At 43.5% G+C, this 15,054-nt stretch carries 13 protein-coding genes; 9 read left to right on the forward strand and 4 right to left on the reverse strand.

Annotated features, from left to right (window positions below):
- Positions 1-19: 19 nt before the first annotated feature.
- Entirely contained in the window at positions 20-1,780 is a 1,761-nt protein-coding gene (locus tag SKC38_RS09130) for an acyl-CoA dehydrogenase (protein ID WP_377976832.1), read from the forward strand.
- 23 nt (positions 1,781-1,803) lie between these two features.
- Positions 1,804-3,747, forward strand: coding sequence for a M1 family metallopeptidase (locus SKC38_RS09135; RefSeq protein WP_377976833.1), 1,944 nt, complete (start codon positions 1,804-1,806; stop codon positions 3,745-3,747).
- 32 nt (positions 3,748-3,779) lie between these two features.
- Here SKC38_RS09135 and SKC38_RS09140 read toward each other — a convergent pair whose 3' ends face one another.
- The 4 genes from SKC38_RS09140 to hemA form a co-directional block, all read right to left on the reverse strand.
- Positions 3,780-4,640, reverse strand: coding sequence for a prephenate dehydrogenase (locus SKC38_RS09140; RefSeq protein WP_377976834.1), 861 nt, complete (start codon positions 4,638-4,640; stop codon positions 3,780-3,782).
- Positions 4,630-5,805, reverse strand: coding sequence for a pyridoxal phosphate-dependent aminotransferase (locus SKC38_RS09145; protein WP_377976835.1), 1,176 nt, complete (start codon positions 5,803-5,805; stop codon positions 4,630-4,632). Before SKC38_RS09145 ends, SKC38_RS09140 begins: the two co-directional genes overlap by 11 nt.
- Before the next feature lie 156 nt (positions 5,806-5,961).
- Complete coding sequence (locus SKC38_RS09150) at positions 5,962-6,423, reverse strand: regulatory protein RecX (RefSeq protein WP_377976836.1); 462 nt, start codon at positions 6,421-6,423, stop codon at positions 5,962-5,964.
- A gap of 3 nt (positions 6,424-6,426) precedes the next feature.
- The gene (gene hemA, locus SKC38_RS09155; protein WP_377976837.1) at positions 6,427-7,698 is read right to left on the reverse strand and encodes a glutamyl-tRNA reductase; all 1,272 of its coding nucleotides are present in this window, start codon (positions 7,696-7,698) and stop codon (positions 6,427-6,429) included.
- A gap of 106 nt (positions 7,699-7,804) precedes the next feature.
- Between hemA and SKC38_RS09160 the strand changes: the two genes are divergently transcribed.
- Genes SKC38_RS09160 through SKC38_RS09190 form a run of 7 tightly spaced genes read left to right on the forward strand, consistent with a single transcriptional unit; the run spans position 7,805 to position 14,928 of the window.
- The gene (locus SKC38_RS09160; RefSeq protein WP_377976838.1) at positions 7,805-8,629 is read left to right on the forward strand and encodes an SDR family oxidoreductase; all 825 of its coding nucleotides are present in this window, start codon (positions 7,805-7,807) and stop codon (positions 8,627-8,629) included.
- Positions 8,629-9,576 (forward strand): YheT family hydrolase, encoded by a 948-nt coding sequence (locus SKC38_RS09165; RefSeq protein WP_377976839.1) that lies wholly within the window; start codon positions 8,629-8,631, stop codon positions 9,574-9,576. Before SKC38_RS09160 ends, SKC38_RS09165 begins: the two co-directional genes overlap by 1 nt.
- A gap of 12 nt (positions 9,577-9,588) precedes the next feature.
- A complete protein-coding gene (gene serA / locus SKC38_RS09170) occupies positions 9,589-11,499 on the forward strand; it encodes a phosphoglycerate dehydrogenase (RefSeq protein ID WP_377976840.1) in 1,911 nt (636 codons plus the stop codon).
- Between the two features lie 2 nt (positions 11,500-11,501).
- Positions 11,502-12,578: an aminotransferase class V-fold PLP-dependent enzyme gene (locus SKC38_RS09175; protein WP_377976841.1), complete on the forward strand. Its 1,077-nt coding sequence runs from the start codon at positions 11,502-11,504 to the stop codon at positions 12,576-12,578.
- An 18-nt stretch (positions 12,579-12,596) separates the two neighbouring features.
- A complete protein-coding gene (locus SKC38_RS09180; RefSeq protein WP_377976842.1) occupies positions 12,597-13,592 on the forward strand; it encodes a Gfo/Idh/MocA family protein in 996 nt (331 codons plus the stop codon).
- Positions 13,585-14,226, forward strand: a complete 642-nt coding sequence (locus SKC38_RS09185; protein WP_377976843.1) for a GDSL-type esterase/lipase family protein — start codon at positions 13,585-13,587, stop codon at positions 14,224-14,226. Before SKC38_RS09180 ends, SKC38_RS09185 begins: the two co-directional genes overlap by 8 nt.
- Positions 14,227-14,928 carry an NUDIX hydrolase gene (locus tag SKC38_RS09190; protein WP_377976844.1) on the forward strand — a complete coding sequence of 234 codons (702 nt, stop codon included), beginning with the start codon at positions 14,227-14,229 and terminating at the stop codon, positions 14,926-14,928. It begins immediately after the preceding gene.
- Positions 14,929-15,054 lie beyond the last annotated feature (126 nt).

The raw sequence follows: 15,054 nt of genomic DNA on the forward strand, positions 1-15,054 counted from the left end.
CCATCTAAACTGAAAAATTATGCCGAGAGAATACGACCGCCGCAACCTCGACTTCATTCTGAAAGAGGTATTCAATTATGGTTCTTTGTGTCAATATCCCCGTTATGCGGATTATGCACCTGACATGTTTGACATGGTCTTGGATTCTGCCGAACAAATCGCGGAACGTCATTTACGCCCTCATTTTGTGGATGCGGATCGCAAACAAGCTGAATTAATTGATGGGACTGTGCAGGTACATCATTCCGTGGAAGCCTATGTGAAAGAAATGGGCGATGCTGGGATGATTGGAGCCACGTTTTCGTTTGAGAAAGGGGGCCAACAAATGCCATCCATCGTGGGTGGTGCGCATGAATTTATTCGCGGTGCGGCCAACAACTCCATCGTCATGTTTACGGGATTGAGTAATGGTGCGGCACATTTAATTGCCAGCTTTGGTTCAGAAGTGTTGAAGCAGGTATTTGTTCCCAACATGCTTGCCGGAAAATGGACAGGTACTATGTGTTTGACGGAACCTCAAGCGGGTAGTTCCTTGAACGATGTAAGTACCAGCGCGAAGGATTTAGGCAACGGGACCTATTCAATTAAAGGTCAAAAAGTATTCATCTCGGGTGGCGATAACCACTTTTCAGAAAACATTATTCACTTAGTTTTGGCGCGTTTGGAAGGCGCTCCCAAAGGGACGAAAGGGATTTCACTTTTCGTGGTTCCTAAGCGCCGACAAGAAAACGGGCAATGGGTTTCGAATGAGGTGACATCCATGGGTCTGTACCATAAAATGGGCCAAAAAGCGACTCCGGCTTTACATCTTTCTTTTGGGGATAAAGGCGATTCCATTGGTTATTTGGTGGGTGAGCCCAACAAAGGGTTGATGTACATGTTTCAAATGATGAATGAAGCCCGCTTGGGTGTGGGAATGGGTGGTGCCTACATCGCTTCCGCTGCTTATCATTTCTCCAAACAATATGCGTCTGAGCGTAGCCAAGGTAGAAAATTAACGAATAAAGATCCAGAGACTCCGCCGACCCTCATTCAAAATCACCCCGATGTACAACGCATGTTGTATTACCAAAAATCGATCGTAGAAGGCGCCATGGGCTTATTATTCCAATGTTTTCTTTGGGAAGATTTATCCAAATGCCTGACAGGTGATGAACAAAAAGAAGCTCAAATGCTCTTGGATTTAATGACGCCTGTAGCGAAAACGTACCCAGCAGAGCAAGGAATTTTGGCCGTGAATCAAGGGATGCAGGTATTAGGTGGCTATGGCTATACAGAAGATTTTCCATTGGAACAAATGGCACGCGATGTCCGGATTATGTCCATTTACGAAGGAACTACCGGAATTCATGGATTGACTTTATTAGGCCGTGGTATTCCAAGCGAACAAGGAAAAGCGGTTCAAGCTTTAGTTAAATTGATTCAAGCGGATATTGCCCAAGGAATGACGAATGAAATCACTAAACCCTATGCGGAGATTTTGGCGAATGAATTAGCTAGCCTCAATAAAGTAACTCTGCATAAATTGAGCAAAGCGGGACAGCCCGACGTGTTCTTAGCCGATTCAACGCTGTACATGGAATTGTTTGGCTTGATCGTGGTGGCATGGCAATGGCTGAAACAGGGAAATGTGGCCGCTAAAAATATAGATTCGGCGGAGAAATCGTTTTACCAAGACAAGATTCATACGATGAAGTTTTTCTACCATTATGAGGTGCCAAAGGCTTTGGGATTAACAAAACGTTTGCTTGATGACGAGATTTTAACCATTTTTGAATAATTATAGACTTAAACTTCATCACGATGCTTAAAAAGCTTTTCGCCATTGGATTTATGTTTTGCTCTTTGCAAGCCATGGCCCAATACAATGCCTACGAATTATTTCATCCTTTGTGGAATTATGGTCCAGTTTCACCTGCACGTTCTGCGGCAGGTGTGCCGGGTCCCAACTACTGGCAAAATGTTGCTGATTATAAAATATCAGCCTCTTTGGATGATACGAATCGCAAGATTTCTGGCGATGTAGAAATTACCTACAAGAATTACTCCCCAGATAAATTACCTTTCCTTTGGTTACAATTAGACCAAAACTCCTTCAATACGCAATCGCGTGGAGGTAAAACAACACCTGTATTAGGCGGACGTTTTGGGAATGTGGCTTTTGATGGAGGATATAAAATTGAAAGTGTTTCGGTGGATGGCAAGCCGGCCAATTTTATTGTCGAAGACACACGGATGCAGATTCGCTTGGCTTCTCCGCTAGCTGAGAAAGCGGGTATCGCAAAAATCAAAATCGTTTATTCGTTCACTTCTCCTAAAAACGGTTCTGACCGCATGGGTATCCAAGAAACGAAGAACGGGGATATCTACACAGTGGCTCAGTGGTTTCCACGCATGTGTGTTTATGACGACATCGAGGGATGGAACGTGTTACCTTATTTAGGTGCAGGTGAGTTCTATTTGGAATATGGAAATTTCGAATATTCCATCAACGTGCCTGCGTCACACATTGTCGTAGGTTCGGGTGAATTATTGAATCCTTCAGAAGTGTACACGGCAGAACAAATGAAACGTTGGGCTGCAGCTAAAACGTCCGAAAAAACAGTCATTATCCGTTCGGCGGCTGAGGTGACAGATGCGGCGTCTCGACCAGCCAAGGATCGTTTGACATGGAAATTTGCTTGTAAAAATGCACGCGATGTAGCCTTCGCCACGTCGAAAGCCTTCATTCAAGATGCGGCGATGATCAATTTGCCTAGCGGTAAAAAAGCAACAGCAGTTTCCGTTTATCCGATTGAATCGGACGGCGAAAAAGCATGGGCTCGTTCCACAGAATATGTGAAAGCATCCATTGAGCATTATTCAAATTGGTTATATGAGTACACCTATCCTGTGGCAACCAATGTGGCAGGTATCGTATCTGGAATGGAATACCCAGGAATCATTTTCTGTGGCTTCCGCGATCAAACCGCTTCTTTATGGGGCGTGACAGATCACGAATTTGGCCATAACTGGTTCCCAATGATCGTTGGAAATAACGAGCGTAAATTTGCTTGGATGGATGAAGGTTTTAATACGTTCATCAATTTCTATTCGACAGATGCCTTCAATAAAGGTGAATACAAGAATCAAAAGTTTGATATGCATCAACTCGCTCCACGCATGTTCCGTGCGGAGGCTGATCCGATCATGTCTATTCCAGATGTCATTCAAGCCCGTAACTTAGGTTGGGAAGCGTATAACAAACCAGGATTTGGTCTGCGTATTTTGCGTGAGCATATTTTAGGTGCTGATCGTTTCGATTATGCTTTCCGTCATTACATCAAAAACTGGGCATTCAAACACCCTACGCCACGTGATTTCTTCCGTGCAATGGAAGATGGAGCCGGTGAGGATTTAGGTTGGTTCTGGAAAGCTTGGTTCTACGAATTATGGAAGTTGGATCAATCTGTCAAAGATGTGGATTACATCGATCAAGATCCTGCCAAAGGTGCTTTGATCACGATCGAAAACTTGGATAAAATGGCCATGCCTGCCATTGTGGAAGTGGAATTAGCAGGTGGTGCCAAAGAGCGTTTCAACTTCCCCGTGGAGATTTGGCAACGTGGAGGTTCTTGGACATTCAAGACAGCTACTAACTTACCTATCAAATCAGTGACGATCGATCCAGACCATGTCTTCCCAGACATCAATGGGAAAAATAATACGTGGAAGCCGATTGCCTACAAGGCACCGAAAGGCAACTAACAAAAATGCCCCGATGAGAGTCGGGGCATTTTTTAATGTTTATTCAAGATCCGACCGATGTCGTTCGCCTTCGCTAATTCCTCTTTCAGTTTATCATAACTGCCCGACAACATCAGGCCTTTATATTTCAATAGCGTATTGATGTATTCGTCCAAAACGTCCATCAAGTTTTCTTGATTTTGGTGGAAAATTTGCGACCAGGTTTCTGGGGATGATTTGGCCAAACGTACAGTTGATTCAAAACCCGTGGAGGCTAATTCGAAAATACGTTCTTCGTTTTTCTCTTTTTCCAAAACCGTATTCGCCAAAGCAAATGAACAAATGTGGGAAATGTGCGAGATATACGCCGTGTGCACATCGTGGTCAATCGAATCCATGTAAATCAGATTCATGCCTAAGCCATCCCGGTACAAACTTTCAATGGTCGCAACGGCTTCCGGAGCACTCAATTCCTTATCGCAAATCACGCCACGCTTTCCTTGAAACAAGCCTTCAATAGCCGCCTCCGGTCCCGAAAATTCCGTTCCGGCCATCGGGTGGGTTGATACAAATTGCTTCCGTTTCGGGTGATTTTTAAGTGCCTCGTAGACCGGAGTTTTGGTAGAACCTACCTCAATGACGATTTGGCCGGGTTTTAATCGGTCTAATACATTCGGAATAATTTGAACCAAAATATCCACTGGCGTTGCGCATACAAACACGTCAACGCGTTCGATTGCTTCTTCTAAGGGTAATATTTCATCCACCAAACGTAAAGACAGGGCCTTCACTGCGTGAGCAGGATTCGCTTCAATTCCAATGAGTTCAAATGCCCAGCCTGAGCTGCGCAATGCTTTTGCGATGGAACCTCCAATTAAACCAATACCTATAATTCCTACCTTCTTAGATTCCATTGCTGTGATTTTTGATGCGATCTATCGCCGTTTGAAACACTCCTTCTTTCGCACATAAAGAAATGCGCACATAGCCATTTCCTTGTGTTCCAAAAATCCCCCCTGGCGTGATGAATACCGCATTCTCGTCTAAAATTTTGTCGGAAAGCGCATAGCCCGACTCATAATCTGCCGGTATGCGTGCCCAGACAAACATGCCGGTTTGTGCCGGATCATACACGCAATCCAATAGGTCCAATAATTCGAAAACCTTTTTCTGGCGGGATTGATAGATTTTATTTTGTTGGGCAAACCAGTGGGCGTCTGCCGACAAAGCCTTCACCGCCGCTTCTTGCAGTGGCAAAAACATCCCTGAATCCATGTTGGACTTGAATTTCAACACAGGATCTAATAATTCCTTCCGACCGAATGCCGCACCGATGCGCCAACCAGCCATGTTGTGGGATTTGGACAATGAATTCAATTCGATGGCTACCTCCTTCATGCCCGGAACGGCCAACATACTGATCGGGTTTTCGTTCAATATGAAACTGTAAGGATTGTCATTCACCAATAGAATCGAATGGCGAATGGCGAAATCCCGTAGTTTGGTGAAGAATGCCAAATCGGCCTTCGCACCCGTAGGCATGTGTGGGTAATTAACCCACATGATTTTCACTTTCGATAAATCTTGTTTCTCCAACGCATCTAAATCGGGTAGCCAGCCATTAGCCTCCGTTAATTCATACGCTTGCACCGTGGCTCCCGTCAGCGAACAAGCTGCTTGGTAGGTTGGATAGCCTGGGTTTGGAATCAAAGTGACATCGCCCGCTTCTAAATAAGCCATGGCAATGTGCATGATGCCTTCTTTGGAACCAATCAGGGGTAATATTTCATGCGCAGGATCTAATGTCACTCCGTAGTGCTTCGCATAAAATGCAGCAAAAGCCTCTCGTAACGCAGGAATTCCTTGATAACCTTGGTAGGCATGATTCGCAGGATTTGCTGCGGATAAAGTCAAGGCCTCAATGGTCTCCATGGAAGGAGCGAGGTCTGGACTACCAATGCCCAAGTTGATCACGGGAATGCCAGCGGCGCGTAAGGCAGCTATTTGCTTCAGTTTTGTGGAGAAATAATATTCCTCTACTGACTGTAAACGAGACGCGGGTGAAATGGAAAAGCTCATAAAATAAAAATGCCGACTCACAGGCCGGCGAAAATAAGTTAACATCAAAAACCTATCAAACCGGTTACGCGCAGACGTAATATCCTGCGTAATAATAACCTGCGTAATAAGTAGCTGATTTGAAATTCATGTCCCAAAGGTATGAAAAAAATGATTTTATGCAAATCCCTTCGGAAAAAGTCCCTTTAATACTTGGGAAACAAGTCCAGGTTCGAAACCTTTGGATAAACCAGTGCGGTAACACTTTTGGTATTTTTCAGTAGAAGTCCCAGTTTTCAAGGATTCCGCTTTTTTGCTCAATAAGGTTTTCAATGCTTCCGAATAGTCATCTTCCTCAATTTCATCCCAATGCGCTTGAATTTCGGAGTCCGAAATACCCTTCTTGCGTAGTTCGAACTGGATTTTGCTGCGCCCCCATTTCTTCTGGTTGAATTTTGATCGGATGAATAGTCCTACGAACCGACTTTCATTCAGGTAATTATTTTCTTGCAGCCATTGGATGTACATTTCCGAATCAGCCAATGGATCTAAGTCGTGAATTTTCTGTTTGATTTCTGAGATGCAGCGTTCCTGATAGGCGCAGTAGCGGGCCAATTTATTCAGTAATGCGCTGTCCATGGATTAGGATTCTTGCTCTTCGAATTGCTCGAGGTTGAATAAATCATTCAATACATCCACCATCGCATCTGAATCCCCACGTTTGCAAGCGGCTTTCAGATGAATGATCGGTTGTTTGATGATTTTTTGTACCAAAGAAGCCGTAATTTTTTCTAATTTCTCTACTTCTTCTGCACTCAGTCCTTTTAGGTGGCGATTGATTTCCTCCTTACGGATTTGCTCCAAAGCACCTTTTAACTTGTGGATGGTAGGAGAAACTTCCATTTCTTTCGACCAATCATTAAAGCTATCAATGGATTCTGTAATGATTTTCTTTACATCGGGAATCGAAGCCATGCGCAAAGCCAAAGCCTCATCCGCACGTTCTTTCAAGGAATCGATGTTATATAACAAGACACCAGATACTTTTTCTACCCCATCCTCAATACTCCGAGGAACTGAAAGGTCAATGAAATACTTAAAGGACAGCAATTGCATGGCCTTCAATTTTTCTTGGGTGATAATCGGTGAATCTGTACGAACCGAGGAGATGATAATATCAGCAGCCTCAACTTCCTTGCACATATCTTCAAACGGCGCTACCCGGAATTTTTTTCCTTGTGCAATACGTTCAGCCTTTTCCAGCGTACGATTCATGACCGTTACCTCTGCAAAATCTTTGTCTTCGAAGTTTTTGCAAACGTCGATTCCAATTTCACCTAAACCTAAGATAAGGACTTTCGGCGCAGCTAAAGCTTGAGATAATTCCTCTGCCAAAGCCACGGTTGCATAAGAAACGGAAGCCGCTCCATCACGGAACGAAGTCTCTTGGGCAACACGTTTATTGGAATAAAATATGGTATGCATTAAACGATGCAAATAGGGACCTGCCATGTTGTGGTCTGCCGCTATTTGATACGCTTTTTTAATCTGATTTGGGATTTGTAAATCACCTACCACTTTCGACTGTAAACCCGTAGCCACCTCAAACAAATGTTGGAGTGATTCATTGGTTTCATTCATTTGGATGAAATAATTTACATAATCAGCCGTGTTTGTTAATCCTTTTTCGATCAACAAGGCTTTTATTAATTGGTCTGAAATTTCTTCCTGTGTAGTGAAATAGAGTTCAGTCCGGTTACAAGTGGAGACGATTAACAATTCTTGTAAGCCAAAAAGGTCTTTGCATTTCAAGGTAAAAGCTTTGCTTTCGTCCTCATTAAGGGCAACCATCTCACGGATTGTGAGCGGCGCACTGCGATGAGAAATACTGACTGACTTAAACGGTGTGATCATTAATGTTTTTGGACTAAACTAGTTTACAAAAGTACAACGCAAAAATTAAAATTTGACAAGTCTTTGTAATAAAATCGTAATTTAGATAAAGTTTAATTTGCACAACATGGACTTCAAAAACAAAACGGTTTTCATCACGGGTGCTTCCCGTGGAATTGGTTTGGCGATTGCCAAAAAACTTGCTTCCGAGGGCGCAAACGTTGTTATTGCAGCAAAAACCGCTGAGCCACATCCCAAATTGCAAGGGACGATTTTCTCAGCTGCTGCAGAAATTGAAGCATTAGGCGGGCGCGTTCTGCCCTGTGTTGTCGACATTCGTGACGAAAATCAGGTTTTAGAAGCGGTGAATAAAGCGGTTGAGACCTTCGGAGGAATCGATGTTTTGATTAATAATGCCTCTGCCATTCAGTTGACGGGTACCCTCGAAACCGAAATGAAGCGCTTTGATTTAATGCATGGAGTGAATGCCCGGGGTACTTATTTGGTTTCTCGCGCATGTCTTCCGCATTTACTGAAGTCGAATAATCCACATGTCTTGACATTATCTCCGCCCTTGAATTTTGAGGCGCGTTGGTTCAAGCACCACGTAGCGTATTCGATGGCCAAATTCGGGATGTCATTGGTTACGTTAGGTATGTCCGCTGAGTTTGCGGGGAAAGTAGCTTTTAATTCCTTGTGGCCTCGTACGATTATCGCGACGGCGGCAATTGAATTTGCGGTAGGTAGCGCGGAGATGTTGAAATTAGCCCGAAAACCGGATATTATGGCCGATGCCTGTTTTGAGATATTGAAGCGGGATGCCATGGTTTGCACCGGAAATTATTTTATTGATGATGCGGTACTGGCAGAAGCAGGCATGACAGATTTTGCTCAATACCAAGTAGATGCTTCTGTGGATCCTAAATCTTTAATCCCTGATTTCTTTATTTAATGCAAGCTTATCGCGCACCACTTTGGTTGCCGGATGGACATACCCAAAGCATTTATCCGGCTTTATTTCGAAAAATACCGCTAACGCATTCGCACAGTGAACGCATGGAATTGCCTGATGGCGATTTTTTGGATGTCGACTGGCACATGCGTTCAGAAGCTTTGCATGAAAAACCTTTGTTAATTGTATCTCATGGCTTGGAGGGGAGTAGTCGGCGACATTATGTCACCGGGCTCATTCGTGCGATGCCGGAGGTCAATGCCTTGGCTTGGAATTACCGAAGCTGTTCGGGGGATCCGAATCGGAATTTGCGATTTTATCACAGCGGGGCAACGGACGATTTGGACTTTGTGATTCAGCAGGCTGTTGCGCGTGGCGTGAAAGATATCTACTTGGCCGGCTTTAGTTTAGGCGGCAACTTAAGCTTAATATGGTTGGGAGAAAATGCCAAAAAAGCATCGCAATTCGTTCGAAAAGCTGTAGCATTTTCTGTACCTTTGCATCTTTCTAGCAGTAGTCAGCAATTGACTCGCTGGGAAAACAGACTCTACACACATCGCTTCTTACAAACGCTATTAGAAAAAGTTACCGAAAAGTCGGCTCGATATCCTATGGATATTACGCCGTCTATGTTAACCTCTATTCGCAGTTTGTACGATTTTGACAATGTGATTACGGGTCCCTTGCATGGATTTAAGGATGCGGAGGAATATTATGAACGTAATAGTTCTTTGTATTTTTTAGCAGACATTCAGGTGCCAACTTTGATTGTGAATGCTAAGAATGATCCATTTTTATCGCAGGAGTGCTTGCCTGAGCAAATTGATTCGGATTTTGTCCGGATCGAATTACCCGATTCAGGAGGGCATTGCGGGTTTTATCCGAGGAATTATCGGGGACAAACTTGGGCTGAGCAAAGAGCCGCTGCATGGTTTAACGGAAATTGAAAATTGAATAACATGTCTAACAAAGAGCTTGAGCAATTAACCATTGTCATTGATTTTGACAGCACATTTACGAAAGTTGAAGGATTGGATGAGCTTGCGCGCATCGCCTTAGAAGGAAATCCCAAACAAGCAGAGATTGTTGGCAAAATTCGCGAAATCACCGATAAGGGAATGACGGGTGAATATTCATTTGCAGACTCGCTTCGGGAGCGTGTGGCTTTATTGCCTGCGAATCAATTGCATGTAGATCAATTAATCGCCTTCTTAAAAGGAAAAATATCAGAATCCTTCAAGCGAAACAAAGCTTTCATTCGTGAGCATGCGGATCGTATTTTGATTGTTTCGAGTGGATTTAAGGACTTTATCGTTCCGGTTGTTGCCGACATGGGAATCGCTGCTGAAAACGTGCATGCGAATACCTTTACGTATGACGGAGAAGGAAATATCACGGGATATGATCACACGAATTTATTGTCTCAAGATAAAGGGAAGGTGCGTTTGTTGCAGTCCTTGGCTTTAGAAGGGGAGGTTTTTGTGATTGGGGATGGCTATACGGATTATGAATTACGTGAGGCGGGTTTAGCGAATAAATTCTTTGCCTTTACGGAAAACGTGTCGCGCAAAGCCGTGACTGATAAGGCGGATTTCGTCGTACCGTCGTTGGATGAATTTTTGTACATCAATGGCTTAAGCCGTGCGCAGTCTTATCCTAAATCACGGATCAAAGTTTTGTTATTAGAAAACGTTCACCCTGCAGCTGTCGCTTTGTTTACCAAAGAAGGCTTCCAAGTGGAATTGTTAAAAGGGGCCTTGGACGAGGATGAATTGATTGAAAAAATCAAGGATGTGTCGATCATCGGTTTACGCTCGAAAACAAACTTGACGAAGAAAGTATTGGAACATCCGAATGCAGCGCGTTTGATGTGTGTGGGAGCATTTTGTATTGGGACGAACCAAATCGATTTGGCAGAATGTGAGAATCGCGGTATCGCTGTTTTCAATGCACCTTATTCCAATACACGAAGTGTAGTAGAATTGTCTATCGGTTTGATGGTGATGCTAACGCGTAACATTTTCGAGAAATCAACCAAAATGCACGCAGGTGTTTGGGATAAATCGGCTACGAATTCATTTGAAATTCGCGGTAAGAAAATCGGTTTGGTAGGTTATGGAAACATTGGTACACAGATTTCCGTGATCGCGGAGGCGTTGGGTATGGAAGTGTATTTCTATGACATCGTCGATAAATTAGCGCTGGGTAATGCGAAGAAATGTAATTCGATGAAAGAATTATTGTCGACCGTTGATTTTGTGAGCTTGCACGTAGATGGTCGTAAATCGAATACCAACATCATCGGGAAGGAAGAGTTTTCTTGGATGAAGGACAATGTGATTTTCTTGAATCTTTCGCGTGGTCACGTGGTTGAAATTCCAGCCTTGGTAGACGCGATTAAATCGGGTAAGGTTTGGGGAACAGCAGTCGATGTATTCCCTTATGAGCCTAAAACGAATGACGAGGAATTTATCAATGAATTACGAGGCTTGCCGAATGTTATTTTGACTCCACATATTGGTGGAAGTACGGAAGAAGCACAAGCGAATATTGGTGAATTTGTGCCAAATAAATTATTGCAATTCATGAACAATGGTAGCACCTATGGTTCAGTGAATTTCCCAGAATTGCAATTGCCTCCTTTGGAAAATGCGCACCGTTTATTGCACATCCACCACAATGTACCGGGAATTTTGGCACAGATTAACAATGTGTTTGCAAAATACCATGTTAACATCATTGGCCAATATTTGAAAACGACGGAGAAAACGGGTTATGTGATTACGGATGTGTCGAAGGAATACGCGGAGGATATCGTGAATGAATTGAAATTGATCGACAATACGATCAAATTTAGAATGTTATATTAATTATGAGCACATTTTTTACCCCAGGTCCGGCAGCTTTATTTCCTACGGTGGAGGCACATTATGCGGAGGCTTTTCGCCAAAACATCGGTTCCATTTCCCATCGTTCGGCGGCATTTCGTAAGATTTACCAGCATGCCGATGAGCAATTGCGTGTTTTGTTTTCTTTGCCAAAAGAAACTGCAGTTTTGTTCACAGGTTCTGCGACGGAAATCTGGGAGCGTGCAATTATGAATACGGTGGAGCATGAAAGTTTTCACTTAGTGAATGGTTCATTCTCCAAGAAGTTTTACGATTTCTCTAAAGAACTTCACAAGTTTGCGCATGCGATGCACAAGCCTTTTGGCGAGGGTTTCGATGCTGCTGAAGTGGATGTTCCAGAATACGCAGAATTGATTTGCTGCACAGCGAACGAAACGAGTTCGGGTGTTCAAATGAAGGCGGCCGAGATTCATAAAATCAAGAAGGCCAACAAAGATAAATTGATGATTGTGGATATGGTGTCATCGGCGCCGTATACGAATTTGGATTTCAACTTAGTTGACTCAGCGATGTTTTCTGTACAAAAAGCCTTTGGAATGCCTGCTGGTTTAGGCGTTTGGTTGGCCAATGAAAAGATGCTTGAGAAATCTGAGCGAATGAAATTGCACGAAGGCATCGTGGGGACATATCATTCCTTGCCCAGTCTTTGGGAAAATTACAAGAAATTTGAAACGCCAGAAACGCCGAACGTGATGGGGATTTATGTGTTAGGGAAAGTGGCGGAAGATTTCAACAAAATAGGTGTGGATGTGATGCGCAAGGAAACGGATCGCAAAGCGAAAGCGCTATACGATTTTGCCTCGAAATCAGCGAATTTCGAAATCTTTGTCGAGAATCCGAACCATCGTTCTGCGACGGTTGTGGTCTTGAATTGCAAAGGATTGGCGGGAGATGTCATTAAGCAAGTGCAGGCAAAATCGGATATGATTTTGGGCTCAGGTTATGGCAAGATGAAGGAGACGCAAATTCGAATTGCGAATTTTCCTGCCGTGAATGAGGAGCAAGTACAAGCATTAATTGCTACATTAGGGTCTTTATAAGTACAATTGTCTAAACCTATGATTCAAACTGGAAAACCCATTCGTTGGGGTATATTGGCGTGCGGCGGCATCGCAACAAAATTTGCGGATGATCTCGTTCATGCAAAACACGGTTATTTAGCGGCAGTTTCATCGCGCGATTTAGGTCGGGCGGAGGCATTTGCGGCGCAATACGGCGCTGATGTGAAAGCCTATGGCTCTTATGAGGCGATGTTGGCTAGTGGTGAAATTGATGTCGTTTACATTGCCTCGCCGCATGGATTGCATTATGAACATACGATGTTATGTTTGGAAGCAGGGGTCCCTGTTTTGTGTGAAAAGGCATTTGCGATTAATAGCAAGCAGGTTAATGCGATGATTGCCAAAGCGCGTGAGAAAAAGCTCTTCTTGATGGAGGCTTTATGGACGCGTTTTCATCCTTCGGTGGCCAAATTGCAAGAAATTATTGCGTCGGGTGTGATTGGTGATATCAAACATGTTGTAGCTGATTTTGGTTTCAAAGCCGAATACGATGAGGAGGCTCGTTGGTTTAATCCACATTTGACAGGTGGATCTTTGTTGGATATAGGTATCTATCCTTTATTTATCTCGAAATTATTGTTGGGCCAACCGCTGGAAATGAAAGCGACGGGCGTGATGGCGCCTTCGGGTGTGGATATGAATTGTTCGATTGCGACGAAATATGCTTCGGGTGCGACGGCGAGTTTGTTCTCGACATTTGCGGCGCAAACGGATACAACTTGTACGGTTTACGGAACAAAGGGGAAGATTTACATGCATCCGCGTTTCCATGAAACGAAGGGGATGACGCTGACCATTTATGATGGCGAGGAAACGGTATTTGAAACGGAACGCAAAGGTTGGGGTTATAGTTATGAGGCGGATGCGGTGCAGGAGGATTTGTGGGCCGGTAGGACAGAAAATGCTTGGATGTCACACCAGTTCAGTCAAGAATTGATGGGATTATTAGATGAAATACGTGCTCAAATCGGCTTAACATATCCAAATGAATAAGATCATCATTGCTTTATTGCTTTTCGTAAGCACGAATTTGTTGGCGCAAAATCCTTTTGAAAAAGAGATTTTGGGTTATGAAAAACAAGATTCTTTAGCAATGCCTGCCAAAGGCCAGGTGTTGTTTATTGGGAGTTCAAGTTTCCGTTTGTGGAAGTCATTTGATGCCGACATGAAGGCCATGCCCGCTGCATTTAATCGGGGATTTGGTGGGTCAACTTTAGCGGATGCCTTGTATTATTTTGATCGGATGGTGGTGAAATACCAACCGAAATGGGTGATTATGTACGAAGGTGATAATGATTTAGCTCGGGGTAAAAGTCCTCAAATTATTGCCGCAGAATACGATGAATTCAAGGCTCGATTAATGAAGCAGGTTCCTGGGGCGAAATTGGTTTTTGTGGCTGCAAGGCCAAGTTTAGCACGTGTTTCCATCGTGGATAAGCAAAAGGAATTAAATGCCTTGATTAAGGCCAAAGGTGATTATTTCATCGATATGCATAGTCCATTTTATTTAGCCGATGGGACCTTGATGCAAGATATTTTTGTCGCGGATAAACTGCATTTGAATGAAAAAGGCTACGTGATTTTTGCGAAGCAGATTCAGGATTTTATGCTTAAATACATCAAGTAAATGGGAGTAGAAGCGCAATGGTTGCCGGGTATTTCAGTGGATTGTGTGATTTTTGGATTTCATGAAAACCAACTGAAAGTATTACTTTTGAAATTTTTGAAGAGTCCTGTTTGGGCTTTGGCAGGTGGATTTGTGGGTGTGGAGGAAGATGTGGATCAGGCGGCTGCGCGTGTTTTGGAAGAGCGAACAGGGCTGACGGATATTTATTTGGAGCAATTTTATACGTTTGGAGATTTAGCTCGTAATTACCGCGCGACGGAGGAGCATCGGGATGTGAATGCCGCGATGGGGAGATCGGAAGAGGAATTTGCTTGGTTGTCCAAGCGATACATTACCATTGGGTATTATGCATTAGTTGATTATTCAAAGGTTCATGTTAATCCAAGTGGTTTATCAGATGCTTCTGAATGGATGGATGTTTCAGCCTTGCCCAAATTATTCCTCGATCATAATCGAATCGTAATCAAGGCTTTGGAAGCTTTGCGCCAACGATTGGATGATAAATTGGTTGCTTTTGAGTTGCTAGGTGACACGTTCACGATGTCGGAATTACAAGTCGTATATGAAACAATCTTGGGCAAACGTTTGGTTCGGACGAACTTTCAACGGAAGATTTTGAGCTTGGATATTTTGGAGCGAATAGAGAAGAAGTACACAGGAGGGGCGCACAAGGCACCTTATTTATATCGCCTAAAATCGTAGACTCGGATTCAGGCTTCTAAGCTTTGGCAATCCTTTGAGGTTTGCCAAAGCTAAAGGGGAAATGAGATTTTTCCTATTCGGGATAGAATGCAATAAAAAAGGCCATCTGTCAGCTGACGGATGGCC

The sequence above is a fragment of the Aquirufa echingensis genome (genome assembly GCF_042714525.1).
Classification (GTDB): domain Bacteria; phylum Bacteroidota; class Bacteroidia; order Cytophagales; family Spirosomataceae; genus Aquirufa; species Aquirufa echingensis.

Excerpts from the sequence above, each read along its gene's own strand:
- SKC38_RS09130 (WP_377976832.1), top strand. The coding sequence starts at position 20 with ATGCCGAGAGAATACGACCGCCGCAACCTCGACTTCATTCTGAAAGAG.
- SKC38_RS09135 (WP_377976833.1), top strand. The coding sequence starts at position 1,804 with ATGCTTAAAAAGCTTTTCGCCATTGGATTTATGTTTTGCTCTTTGCAA.
- SKC38_RS09140 (WP_377976834.1), bottom strand. The coding sequence starts at position 4,640 with ATGGAATCTAAGAAGGTAGGAATTATAGGTATTGGTTTAATTGGAGGT.
- SKC38_RS09145 (WP_377976835.1), bottom strand. The coding sequence starts at position 5,805 with ATGAGCTTTTCCATTTCACCCGCGTCTCGTTTACAGTCAGTAGAGGAA.
- SKC38_RS09150 (WP_377976836.1), bottom strand. The coding sequence starts at position 6,423 with ATGGACAGCGCATTACTGAATAAATTGGCCCGCTACTGCGCCTATCAG.
- hemA (WP_377976837.1), bottom strand. The coding sequence starts at position 7,698 with ATGATCACACCGTTTAAGTCAGTCAGTATTTCTCATCGCAGTGCGCCG.
- SKC38_RS09160 (WP_377976838.1), top strand. The coding sequence starts at position 7,805 with ATGGACTTCAAAAACAAAACGGTTTTCATCACGGGTGCTTCCCGTGGA.
- SKC38_RS09165 (WP_377976839.1), top strand. The coding sequence starts at position 8,629 with ATGCAAGCTTATCGCGCACCACTTTGGTTGCCGGATGGACATACCCAA.
- serA (WP_377976840.1), top strand. The coding sequence starts at position 9,589 with ATGTCTAACAAAGAGCTTGAGCAATTAACCATTGTCATTGATTTTGAC.
- SKC38_RS09175 (WP_377976841.1), top strand. The coding sequence starts at position 11,502 with ATGAGCACATTTTTTACCCCAGGTCCGGCAGCTTTATTTCCTACGGTG.
- SKC38_RS09180 (WP_377976842.1), top strand. The coding sequence starts at position 12,597 with ATGATTCAAACTGGAAAACCCATTCGTTGGGGTATATTGGCGTGCGGC.
- SKC38_RS09185 (WP_377976843.1), top strand. The coding sequence starts at position 13,585 with ATGAATAAGATCATCATTGCTTTATTGCTTTTCGTAAGCACGAATTTG.
- SKC38_RS09190 (WP_377976844.1), top strand. The coding sequence starts at position 14,227 with ATGGGAGTAGAAGCGCAATGGTTGCCGGGTATTTCAGTGGATTGTGTG.